Origin of the sequence: Nostoc sp. DedQUE04, assembly GCF_034530995.1 — a bacterium.
GTDB lineage: Bacteria > Cyanobacteriota > Cyanobacteriia > Cyanobacteriales > Nostocaceae > Nostoc.
Map to the genome: position 1 here is coordinate 108,167 of NZ_JAVRCA010000014.1, position 12,060 is coordinate 120,226.

7 protein-coding genes are annotated in these 12,060 nt (G+C 42.0%); 4 read left to right on the top strand and 3 right to left on the bottom strand.

What is annotated here, in order from left to right; genetic code table 11:
• Window positions 1–29: 29 nt before the first annotated feature.
• Together RM049_RS12735 and RM049_RS12740 are read left to right on the top strand one after the other, a co-directional pair.
• The gene (locus RM049_RS12735; RefSeq protein WP_322704412.1) at window positions 30–476 is read left to right on the top strand and encodes a YybH family protein; all 447 of its coding nucleotides are present in this window, start codon (window positions 30–32) and stop codon (window positions 474–476) included.
• Between the two features lie 322 nt (window positions 477–798).
• Window positions 799–2,349: a mercuric reductase gene (locus RM049_RS12740; protein WP_322704413.1), complete on the top strand. Its 1,551-nt coding sequence runs from the start codon at window positions 799–801 to the stop codon at window positions 2,347–2,349.
• Between the two features lie 401 nt (window positions 2,350–2,750).
• On the opposite strand, the gene RM049_RS12745 is transcribed toward RM049_RS12740, so the two are convergent.
• Window positions 2,751–5,783: a PA14 domain-containing protein gene (locus RM049_RS12745; protein ID WP_322704414.1), complete on the bottom strand. Its 3,033-nt coding sequence runs from the start codon at window positions 5,781–5,783 to the stop codon at window positions 2,751–2,753.
• Between the two features lie 1,053 nt (window positions 5,784–6,836).
• Between RM049_RS12745 and mgtE the strand changes: the two genes are divergently transcribed.
• Window positions 6,837–8,237 carry a magnesium transporter gene (gene mgtE / locus RM049_RS12750; protein ID WP_322674071.1) on the top strand — a complete coding sequence of 467 codons (1,401 nt, stop codon included), beginning with the start codon at window positions 6,837–6,839 and terminating at the stop codon, window positions 8,235–8,237.
• 102 nt (window positions 8,238–8,339) lie between these two features.
• Here the strand turns inward: mgtE and RM049_RS12755 are convergent, their stop codons facing one another.
• Together RM049_RS12755 and RM049_RS12760 are read right to left on the bottom strand one after the other, a co-directional pair.
• Window positions 8,340–8,597 carry a hypothetical protein gene (locus RM049_RS12755; RefSeq protein ID WP_094352695.1) on the bottom strand — a complete coding sequence of 86 codons (258 nt, stop codon included), beginning with the start codon at window positions 8,595–8,597 and terminating at the stop codon, window positions 8,340–8,342.
• Between the two features lie 200 nt (window positions 8,598–8,797).
• Window positions 8,798–9,679 (bottom strand): SDR family oxidoreductase, encoded by an 882-nt coding sequence (locus RM049_RS12760; RefSeq protein ID WP_322704415.1) that lies wholly within the window; start codon window positions 9,677–9,679, stop codon window positions 8,798–8,800.
• 561 nt (window positions 9,680–10,240) lie between these two features.
• On the opposite strand from RM049_RS12760, the gene RM049_RS12765 reads away from it, so the two are divergent.
• On the top strand, window positions 10,241–11,839 hold the full coding sequence (locus RM049_RS12765; protein ID WP_322704416.1) for a peptide ligase PGM1-related protein: 1,599 nt from the start codon (window positions 10,241–10,243) through the stop codon (window positions 11,837–11,839).
• Window positions 11,840–12,060 lie beyond the last annotated feature (221 nt).

A 12,060-nucleotide genomic window follows, 5' to 3' on the forward strand; every position in this document is an offset into this window, starting at 1 on the left:
GGGATAACAACTGAACAAAGGAAAGTGATATGAAAACTGAAAATAGTAAACTAAATGATGAAGCCCAAATTCGCACGATAATCGAGGAGCGCGTCAAAGCATTACCCAACAAGGACATCAACGCGCTTTTGTCCAATCACGCGCCGGATATTCTGTCTTTCGATGTCATCAATCCACTGCAATATATCGGAGTAGATACGGTTAGAGAACGCGTCCATAAGTGGGTTTCTTCATTTCAAGGCTCAATCGGCTATGAGATTCTAGACCTGAGCATCACGACGGGCGAAACAGTGGCTTTCTGCCATTACCTCTATCGTGTGAGCGGAACACTGACAGACGGAGGGAAAGTCGAAATGTGGGTGCGGGCGACTGTTTGCTTGCGTGAGATTGACGGCAAGTGGATGATTGTGCATGAGCATCAATCAGTGCCTTTCGACCCGGAGACAGGCAAAGCGTCGCTTAATCTCAAGCCGTAGGACTTCGTGAATCATAAGCTACGCCTAACAAGTCGTTGTACTCAAGCGCGAAACAGCGGCTTTTTTATCACATTGTCCGTTAATTTTTATCGAGCTTGGTTGCGGTTTTGCACCGCGTCAATTCAATCGTTCGGCGGTTACTGCCTGAATTGGATGCGCCGACAAATAATTAATTTTGTTCAAAGTCCAATTATTAAACAAGCATAAAAAATAAAAGACTGAACCGCCTAAATTTATCAGGATTCTTAATTTTTAATTTTGAATTCCTATAAAAGGCAGTTGAATTTAGTATTATTTTCAATTCTTAAAAAAGGTTTTGCTAATGACCAATTCAGATTTAGAGAGAGTTACTGTTCGCCCAACGGATGAGTATAACCAAAAGTTGGTGTCTTACGTTCATCCGCCAAATTGGGTTAATCCTCAACCCGCAGATGTTTACGATTTGGTAGTAATTGGCGCTGGTACGGCGGGATTAGTAGTGGCTGCGGGTGCGGCGGGTCTGGATTTGGGTTTAAAGGTGGCGTTGATTGAAAAGCATCTCATGGGTGGAGATTGCTTAAATGTTGGTTGCGTACCATCTAAAACTATTATTCGTTCTGCCCGCGTCGTTGGCGAAATCTGGGATGCTAAAAACTTGGGAGTTAATATTCCCCAACATAATATTGATGTTGATTTTCCCAAAGTTATGGCTAGGATGCGGCGAATCAGGGCTGATATTAGCCCTAACGACTCGGCGGAGCGTTTTCAAAAGTTGGGTGTTGATGTCTTTTTGGGTAGCGGTCGATTTGCAAGTAAAAATACCGTGGAAGTTGGCGATAAAACCCTCAAGTTTAAAAAAGCTGTAATTGCAACTGGCGCAAGACCTGCACAACTGTCGATTCCAGGAATTGAACAGGCGGGTTATCTAACCAATGAAACGGTTTTTTCCTTAATTCAACGACCGGAACGTTTGGCGGTAATTGGTGGCGGCCCCATTGGTTGCGAATTGGCGCAAGCTTTCCGGCGTTTGGGTTGTGAGGTGGTGCTTTTCCATAGCGGTTCTCATCTCCTGAATAAAGAAGACCCTGAAGCCGCTAAAATTCTCCAAAAGGTTTTGATTAATGAAGGAATTCGCCTAGTACTTGATTCCAAGCTGGAAGAAGTGGTAACTGTGACTGAGGGGAAACGGCTTTACTTTTCCTCTAATGGTCATCGAGATTCGGTGACAGTCGATGAAATTTTAGTTGGCGCGGGGCGATCGCCAAATGTCGAAAATCTAAATTTAGAAGCTGTGGGTGTAGAATATGACAAGCACCAAGGCGTGAAGGTAAATGATTACCTGCAAACGACCAATCCCAAAATTTATGCAGCTGGCGATATCTGCATGAACTGGAAGTTTACCCATGCTGCTGATGCTGCGGCGCGGATTGTAATTAAAAATACCCTGTTTTCTCCCTTTGGCATAGGACGCTCGAAACTCAGTAGTTTGGTGATGCCTTGGGTAACTTATACTGACCCAGAAATTGCTCACGTGGGGTTGTACGAACACGAAGCGGAAAAATTGGGTATTGAAGTGACAACGATTGAGATTCCTTTTAGTAGTGTAGACCGAGCGATCGCAGATGGTGAAGAGTTAGGATTTCTCAAAATTCACCATAAAAAGGGGTCTGATGAAATTATCGGTGCAACTATTGTCGCCAGTCACGCGGGTGAGATGATATCAGAAGTGACTACGGCAATGGTGAATAAGATTGGCTTGAGCAAGTTAAGCAGTGTAATTCATCCTTATCCCACTCAAGCCGAAGCGATTAAAAAAGCAGCTGATGCTTATCGTCGAACGCTCCTAACATCAAATACCAAAAAATTGTTGGGATTTCTGACAAAGTTATCTTAAGCAAAATCAGCGAACGGTCAGATAACTGTTCGCTGATAACTGATAACTTTTATGTCATCTCTAAACCAACGTGAGTTCGATGAACCTCTCCCGGACAACCTCCCTCTCCCACGGGGAAAGGGAGGAGCAACGAGAAATTAGGGTTTTCGCTCCCCTCTCCGTGTCGGAGAGCAGGGTGGTTTCATACGAAAAAAGAAAAATATATAAGTCTTGATTTTTCATGTATAACGATAGATTTTGACCCCTCTCCAAACCTCTCCCCGAAGCGGAGAGAGGCTTTGAAACCCATTTTTAGTTTTTCTCTCGTTGTATGAAACCACCCTGCCCTCTCCGTGTTGGAGAGGGGTTGGGGGAGAGGTCAAAAAAGGGCTTGTCGAACTCACATTAAACTGTATTTATCTCTAAACAGGTCGGAAACGATCGATCTCGCCTCCGGTCAAGTTTGCGTAATACAGATTACCATCAGGGCCAGTGGTGATTTGTGTAGGCAGTCCTAGATTAGGCCTGTCTGTTTGGGAAGCAAACCGCTTAACTGAGGTAACTTTACCTTGACTATCTAATATCAAAGCATCGATAGTTCCTTGACTGAAATCACCAATGAATAAGGCACCTTGATAGATTGCAGGGAAAGTATTACCTGTGTAAAAGTCACCCACCAGGATCGAATTAGAACCAGAATGCTTGTAAGTGTACAGTGGTTCTGTAACAGATGAGCCACTATTATAGAAGGCTTTTGCTGCATCTAAATTAGCGTAGACTGGTTGTTTCAGACTGACGACATTACCATTTGCATCAAGGCCACCTTCATAGAATGGCCAGCCAAAGTTAGCTCCTGGTTTTCCGATATTCACCTCTTCGTAAGTACCGAAGCCAACATCACCAATTACGGGAGTATTGGTCTTTTTATCAATTGTGAAACGGAAGGGGTTACGCAGACCGTAGTCATAAACTTTGGAAATATTGCTATTAGCGTCACCGTTGTAGAAAGGATTGCTTGATAAGCCTTTACCAGTAATCGGGTCAATCCGCAAAATCTTGCCGGATAAATTATTCTTATCCTGGACGCGAATTGCTCGGGGGTCTACTCCATTGTAGGAAGTACCATCTCCTAAGCTTACAAATAGAGAGCCATCAGTACCAAAACGCACAGAACCAACTGAGTGAGATTCACTATCATTGGCGATAAAATTCTGGATATTTTGGACTTTATCGAGGTTATTCAGATAATCCTGCAAGCTGGTAAACGGCTTACCAGTATCTTTGTTGAGAATTCCTGATGGTGCATAGCCAAGTGAAACATTTGTGCTATTTCCATCTGGGTGGCTGATATTTGCCCAAGTGCCATTTGTGCCAAGTAGCACAACTTCGCTGCCAGCAATTGCAGTAGTGTAATTAGTATTGGGGTCAGCTGTAAAGCGACTTAGGCGTGCAGTCCGATTCCCATTCTGATCGGGATCGTCCAATGTGCTATTGGGATTATTCTTAGAATTGCTTGTATTAGTTTCTGGTGGATCGTAGGTATACAACAGGTAAACATAGTTGTTGCCGTTTGGACTTTTACCAAAATCTGGATGTACGGCAATGCCTAACAGACCGCGATCGCGCGTATCATTTACCTGTCCGCGAATATCAGTAAACGGGGTTGATAATAAAGTACCGTTTTTCATAACTCGCACTACCCCATTTTTCTGGGCAATGAACATACTGTTACCATCAGGTGCCCATTCAAAAGCTGTGGGTTGATTCAAACCAGAAACTACTGTATCTAAAGCAAAATTACCAGAGTCATTATCAATAATAGTGATACTTGTCTGTTGATTAGTTAACTGCACTCCAACTGGGTTACTGAACTTCAAAGCAAATGTTTCATTTGATTCCCCAACGTTGTCATTCAGAATGGGGATAACAATTGTGTTGCTGGTTTGTCCGGCTGCAAAACTCAAGCTTCCAGATACAGCCTGGTAGTCAGATCCAGCTTTAGCAGTCCCATCTTGGGTTATGTAGTTGACGCTAGCAGCCGCCGAAGCATTGCCCCGTGTAACTGTCACCTTAGCAGTACCGTCACCCTCATTAACTACTGGCTGGCTGAAATCGAGGCCGGAGCGATCGTTGTCTTGAATTGTAATTGAGAGAGTTCTTTGGACTCCTAGTGTTGCCCCCTCTGCCTGATCGATGACAAAATTAAAGCTTTCATCTGGTTCTATCGAGGAATCATCATTGATCGGAATGGATATCTGTGTGCTGCTTTGTCCCGGTGCAAAAGTTAGTATTCCAGCACTTTCAACGCCTTCACTGCCATAGTCAACTCCTTTTGTAGCAGTATTAGCTATAGTTGCATATTTAATTGAAGATGTACTACTTAAATCTCCAGTTCTAATTAGTTTGACGGTAACACTACCACTGTCTTCGTTCACAGTCATCGAAGACGAGCCTAAGGTGATAGTGGTCGGAAGAACTGGTGAATAAAGTTGAGACTGAGGAATGATTTCCTTCGCCTGAGAGGCGCTTGACCAACGCAGTTGAGAAACGGCATTGCCTGTATTTTCGTAGTACTCAAGTTTAATATCGTACTTCTGACCTGCAACCAATGCGATCGAGCCACTAGATTCAGTGGCAGCTTGATCGACAAATTGACTGATGATTTGTTGACCATTCACCCACAGTCGTACACCATCATCAGCAGTGGTGTAGAACTTGTAAGTTTCGCTGTACTTGGCTTCTACCTGACCTGTCCACCGCGCTGAGAAAGTATCTGCATCAATCGACGGAGCGGGAGAATCAGCGCGCCAGTTAAAGTTCACCGTCGGATCTGTAGTAGTTACCTTCAGGTTAGTGAAGTCGATGTTGTCGTAGTACTCTCCTTTGAGTCCATTGCCACTACTAGGTGTGCTGACATTACTATACAGTTGGGACTGAGGAATGATTTCCTTCGCCTGAGAGGCGCTTGACCAACGCAGTTGAGAAACGGCATTGGATTTATTTTCATAGTACTCAAGTTTAATATCGTACTTTTGACCTGCAACCAATGCGATCGCGCCACTGGATTCGGTGGCAGGTTGATCGATAAACTGATTGATGATTTGTTGACCATTCACCCACAGTCGCACACCATCATCAGCAGTGGTGTAAAACTTGTAAGTTTCGCTGTACTTGGCTTCTACCTGACCTGTCCACCGTGCTGAGAAAGTATCTGCATTAATCGACGAATCGGGAGAACCAGCGCGCCAGTTAAAGTTCACCGTCTGATCTGTACGAGTTACCTTCAGGTTGGTGAAGTCCATGTTGTCGTAATACTCTGCCTTAAGTCCATCTCCCTGAGAGAGTAGGCTAGACCGAGCAGAAATATTGGTTTGTCCTTGGTCAATACTTTCTAGAGATGATTTAGTAGTAATTACTGGACTTACAGATGTTGATAAGTTTTGATTTGATGCCATAATTTAGTGTTTCAGGATTAATTTAACATTAAATATTCCAACAAGAAATGCCTCATGAAGCTTGATATAAATATACTGATAAGCTAATAATTGATTAACTTATAAAGATATATTCAGTAATTACTAATCATGAATAATTAATTGAAGAATATATTAGTCTTTGTTAGTTTTTGTTTTCTTTCAAAAAATTACTGAATTCTTGAGACCTTCTAAATTTTATTGATGTGCAAATGCATATCAGCAAGGCAAGCAGTGCTTAAGAAAGCAAATACATGCGTAATTAGTCAAATGCAATAACTTTACATAGATTACTTAAGTATTCTTTTAGTGCTTACACATTTGACAATAGATAGCGGTGTTATGTCTATCTTCTGTATGGAACTTTGTTTAAATATTCATATTGATCTATCCTTTTTTAAAGGAATATAAAAGTTTTGATGATATTTAAATAAAAAATGCCAAAATACCGGATAATCTAATGTGCTTATCGACAAATTTATTAACTATATAAAATTTGTATAAAGAAAAATTTTAATATTTAAAGATTTGAAAAACTAATATTTATTTATACTTCATTTTGACTATTACTTTATCTCTTTGTTACCAGAACCAGTATAAATTTAGTAATAACCTAAAATCAGTGGAACAAAAACTTTTGCAAAAGCCTCACCATTCATGCATTTAAGCTAGAGAACACAATCCAATACTGCTCGGTTATACCATTTCTTTGTGAAGCTGCATATATTTACCCCCCGGCTACGCCGTCCCCCCTTGCCAAGGGGGGACTAGAGGGGGGTCTTATTATGTGCATCTTCATACAGAATTGGTATTAAAGGCAAAAGGGTAAGCAGAAAAGGATTGGAAGGCTCGATATATAAAGTTTTTTTCCCTTTAACCTTTTCTCTTCCCCCCAAAACCCTACTCTTTCGTTCATTTACAAAAGTTTTCAATTTACTCTAAGTCAGAAAAATTACAAGTTTGACGTTGCACATTCCCACTTTCCCCTAGACTAAGGGCAGCAACCTTGTTCAAACTGGCTGAGGAAAGTGGACTTTGACTGAGACAAACAATTTAAACTCTACCATCCAGAATCTCTCGCGCAGGGAATTGCGAGATTTAGTGCGGACTCAGCTGCAAATGCTCCTGGAAGCAGGAGACTTGCAAGGAGCAAAATCAATTCTTGTACCCGTGCAGCCTGCGGATATCGCCGAGGCGATTGAGGGTTTACCAGAAGCGATGCACGCTTTGGCTTTTCGCTTGCTTTCTAAGGATGAGGCGATCGAAGTTTATGAATATCTCGACTACAGTGTTCAAGAACGGTTAATTGAAGAACTTAAAAGCCAGGAAGTCTGCGATATTGTCGATCAAATGTCGCCGGATGACCGAGCTAGGTTATTTGATGAATTACCGGCAAAAGTCGTCAATCGCTTGCTAGAACAACTGAGTCCAGCTGAACGTCAAGCTACAGCCCAACTATTGGGTTATGAAGCTGATACAGCTGGGCGAATTATGACGCTAGAGTTGATCTCGCTGAAAGAAAATTTCACAGTATCTCAAGCTCTAGAGCGAATTCGCAACTTAGCTAATGCCAGTGAGATGATTTATTATCTTTATGTCATGGATGCGGCAAGGCGCTTGACGGGGATTGTATCGTTGCGGGAATTAGTAACGTCTCAGCCGGAGCAAATTATTGGCGAAATTATGACCCGTGATGTGGTGTTTGTCTACACTGATACGGATCAAGAAGAAGTTGCAAGATTAATCCAAAGATATGATTTTTTGGCTGTACCTGTAGTAGATCGAGAACAGCTTCTAGTAGGTATTGTGACGGTGGATGATGTAATTGATATTCTGCAACAAGAAACCACCGAGGATATCTATGCTTTAGGTGGTGGTGTACAGTCGGGGGGCGACAATTATTTTCAAATGAATTTGCTGGAAATCGCTCGGAAACGGGTTGTCTGGTTATTGGTCTTACTTGTAACCAATACCGTTACAGGCACAATTATTAAGTCGCAAGAAGATATTTTAGCAAAAGTGGTGACACTGACGGCCTTTATTCCCTTGTTGACTGGTACTGGGGGTAATGTAGGCGCTCAATCTTCCACAGTGGTGATTCGCGGGATGAACACCGATGAAATCCGATCGCGTGGTGCATTACAGGTAATCGGCCGGGAAGCGATCGCAGGCGCCTTATTGGGAGCAATGTTAGGTACGATCGCTACTGTCTGGGCTTATTTTCTGCAAGGACGATTAGAAGTAGCGATCGCTGTCGGCACTAGTTTGGTAGCTATTTCTATTTTGGCTTCGATCTCCGGTTCAGCACTGCCATTTCTATTTCGCTATCTGCGTTTAGATCCGGCATTAATGTCAGCACCGTTCATCACCACAGCAGTTGATGTCGTAGGCGTTTTGATTTACTTCAATTTGGCGCGGGTAATTTTAAAGTTATGAAAAGAGTCATTGGTCATTAGTCATTAGTCATTGGTCATTAGTTATTAGTAACGGACAAAAGACAAATGACAAAAGACAAAGGACAAATGACTAACTTAACTTTTACAATTCTGATTCCGTATCTGGAGCAACAATTTCGCCAGTACCCAATTGCAGTATCATGTCCTGGTCAGTAATCAATCCGCTAAGTTCCTTCACTTGTAAATTCATGTCTTCACAAGCTTGTCTAAGTTCTCTGGCAAATTTGTTGAGGTCTTGACCATAGCCACATTGATAAGCAGCAGTTTCAATCCCTTGCTGGGCATTTGCTCTAGCACAATCTACTAGTTCTCTGCCATTCAATGGTGTAGGAGATGCCATAGACGTAGTTATTATTTATTAAATGTTTTCTGCTAGATAGACTATCAATATTCACACATTTACTCATCCCTCCAATGGAAGACCATCAGGGTATAATTAGAAGTAATTATTTTTTTCTCATTAGTCATTAGTCCTTTATTCAAAGTGAATAACCAATGACCAATGACTAATGACTAATGACCAATGACTGAATTTTTCATTTAACCATTGACAACATCTCCACCATTGACATGTAGCACTTGTCCAGAGACATAAGAACTATCATCAGAAGCTAAATATACGTAGCTAGGAGCAACTTCTTCTGGTTGTCCGGCTCGTTCCATTGGTACTTGTTTGCCAAAAGTTTCAACTTTCTCTTCGGGGAAAGTTGAGGGAATTAAAGGTGTCCAGATTGGCCCTGGCGCGACAGCATTAACGCGAATTCCTTTGGATACCAAATTTTTTGATAAGGAGCGAGTGAAAGCAACGATCGCACCTTTTGTGGAAGAATAATCTAGTAGTTGTGGACTACCTTTATAAGCTGTTACCGATGTGGTATTGATGATAGCACTGCCTGCTTGCAAATGCTTGAGTGCAGCCTTAGTCATGAAAAACATTGAGAAGATATTAGTGCGGAAAGTTCGCTCTAGTTGTTCTTCAGTGATTTCTTCAATACTTTCTTTAGGATGTTGTTCAGCAGCATTATTGATGAGAATATCGAGTTTGCCAAACTCACCAACTGTTTGTTGTATGGCTTGCTGACAAAAAGTTTCATTGCCAATATCACCTGCAATCGTTACTGCACGACGCCCTTGTTTTTCTACCAAATGTTTTGTTTCTTTGGCATCATCGTGTTCGTTAAGGTAAAGAATAGCTACATCTGCACCTTCTTTTGCAAATGCGATCGCAACAGCACGACCAATCCCACTATCTGCACCTGTAATCAATGCTACCTTATCTTGTAACTTACCACTACCGCGATACTGAGCATCATCTGCTTTGGGTTTTGGTGTCATTTCTGATTCAACACCTGGTGTTTCTTGTTGCTGTGGCGGTTGTAATTTTTGCTCTTTTTTCTCTTTTGGTTCTTTTGATTTAGCCATCTGTTTTACCTTGGTAATTGAATATTGAATGGGTATTGAAAAAGGGTAATTGGGCAGTAGTTACACTCCATCTTTCTCCTATCCCCTATTTCATAACTAAACCTTGGATCGAAAATTCAACCCAAGGTTTATTTTTTGCTTTGACTTTCACTAGCCATTTGCAATTTTAGGCATTTCTATCCTGGATGTTTGCCAAATTTACTTATTCGAGCAACTCTACGCAATTTACATTACTTACATTATTTATCCTCACGCCTGACCATGAAAAAAAGTACACAACTCTAATGTGATGAAGAATTTCTCTTTTTCACCTGCTTTCAAGTTAACTATTATATTGCTGTACTTTATCGCCCCCTAGAGGTAAAGTATGCTGCAATTAGCTCAACCTTAAGAGGGAAAAGAATTAAAGAAGTCGGCGATTTGTGGGTTGCTATAGCTCGATCGATCCTTGCGGACTTCCAGAAATTTTTTACAAAACTACCTGAATCTTGACACGGCAACTATACATCGTCCAAAAGGGTGCTTGGTGCGCTACATTGAGATTATTAGAGGGCATGGGTTATGGCAACATTAAATATTTCCGAGTTAGAACAGGTTGAAAAGTTTCGCCACTTACAATTAACCCTGCGCGATCGCTGGAAAACGAGCGAAATATTTGACAATAGTGAAGCGGATATTTTAATTATTCCCTCCTTGAGTCTTGACCAGGGAGAACTCCAAAAGATCGAAGGCTGCGAGCATTATGAAGAAAGATTACTATTTTCGTTAATTCGGTTGCGAAATCCCCGAACTCGACTGATTTATGTAACATCAGTACCGCTGCATCCGAGTATCATTGATTATTATCTGCAATTGTTGCCAGGAATTCCCTTTTCTCATGCTCGCAATCGCTTGCTGTTACTTTCTACTTACGATTCCTCTTTTAAGCCTCTGAGCCAAAAGATTTTAGAACGCCCCCGCTTGCTAGAGCGGATTCAGAAATCTTTGAGGCTAGACAAATCATTTATGATCTGCTACAACTCTTCGCACTGGGAAGGCGAATTGTCTTTAAAATTGGGTGTACCACTGTATGCGGCTGCACCAGATTTACAAATTTGGGGAACAAAAAGTGGCAGTCGGGAAATCTTCAAGGAAAGCGGAGTACCGCATCCAGATGGCAGCGAAAAAGTTTGGAACCATACAGATTTGACAGAAGCTACCGTTGATTTGTGGGAACGGCAACCAACATTAAAACGGGTAGTAGTAAAACTTAACGAGGGCATTTCTGGAGAGGGAAATGCATTGTTGGATCTCAGACCGATTGAGAATTTAGCACCAAACACTGGTACTCATGCCGAAAGGATAGCAGCAATTAGCGATCGCTTATCAACGATGCGCTTTCAAGCAAAACAAGAAACTTGGGATAGTTTTTTGGGAAAAATGCCTGAGTTAGGGGCAATCGCTGAAGCATTCGTGGAAGGGGAAATTAAGCGATCGCCCAGCGTTCAAGGACGGATCACTCCCCAAGGCGAAGTGGAAATCCTGTCAACTCACGACCAAATTCTCGGAGGCCCAGACGGTCAGATTTATCTTGGTTGCAGCTTTCCTGCTGATGAAAGATATCGATTGCAATTACAGCAATTGGGACTTCAAGTTGGCAAAAAGCTAGCAGATAAAGGCACTTTAGAGCGGTTTGGTGTAGATTTTATCGCCGTTGACAAGGGTAATGGAGACTGGGATATTCAGGCGATCGAAATTAACCTGCGTAAAGGCGGTACAACGCATCCATTCATGACCCTGAAATTATTAACGAACGGCCGCTATGACCTTTCCACGGGTTTATTTTATAGTCAACAAGGTCGTCCAAAATATTACATTGCCACTGATAATCTGCAAAAAGAGCGCTATCAGGGATTATTACCCAATGATTTGATGGATATCATTGCTCACCACAGACTGCACTTTGACAGCGGTACAGAGACGGGTACAGTGTTTCATCTTATGGGCTGCCTTTCGCAGTTTGGCAAGGTGGGATTAACCAGCATCGGTGATTCACCGCAACAAGCACGAGATATTTATAACAAAGTTGTCAAAGTTCTGGATGAAGAAACCCGCAACGACAATCGTGATTTCTCGGCATTTTCAGATTATTCCTTTCCTGTAGTTTGGGATGAATTATAAGCTAACGCGCCTACATATTGCACAAACTCCGTGTAGACCGTCATTAGTCATTTGTCATATCATGTCCGCTTGATTGCTTATTAAACCCGAAGAACCCCACCCCGCCAAAGCTGTGCTTTGTCTCCCCTCCCCGCTTTTCGGGAGGGGTTGGGGGTGGGGTTCTTTTATTATGGGTAATTTGGCGGACATGATATCATTTGTCATTTGTCATTTATCATTTG

Coding starts and splice junctions, on each gene's coding strand:
- RM049_RS12735 (WP_322704412.1), top strand. CDS start 30: ATGAAAACTGAAAATAGTAAACTAAATGATGAAGCCCAAATTCGCACG.
- RM049_RS12740 (WP_322704413.1), top strand. CDS start 799: ATGACCAATTCAGATTTAGAGAGAGTTACTGTTCGCCCAACGGATGAG.
- RM049_RS12745 (WP_322704414.1), bottom strand. CDS start 5,783: ATGGCATCAAATCAAAACTTATCAACATCTGTAAGTCCAGTAATTACT.
- RM049_RS12755 (WP_094352695.1), bottom strand. CDS start 8,597: ATGGCATCTCCTACACCATTGAATGGCAGAGAACTAGTAGATTGTGCT.
- RM049_RS12760 (WP_322704415.1), bottom strand. CDS start 9,679: ATGGCTAAATCAAAAGAACCAAAAGAGAAAAAAGAGCAAAAATTACAA.
- RM049_RS12765 (WP_322704416.1), top strand. CDS start 10,241: ATGGCAACATTAAATATTTCCGAGTTAGAACAGGTTGAAAAGTTTCGC.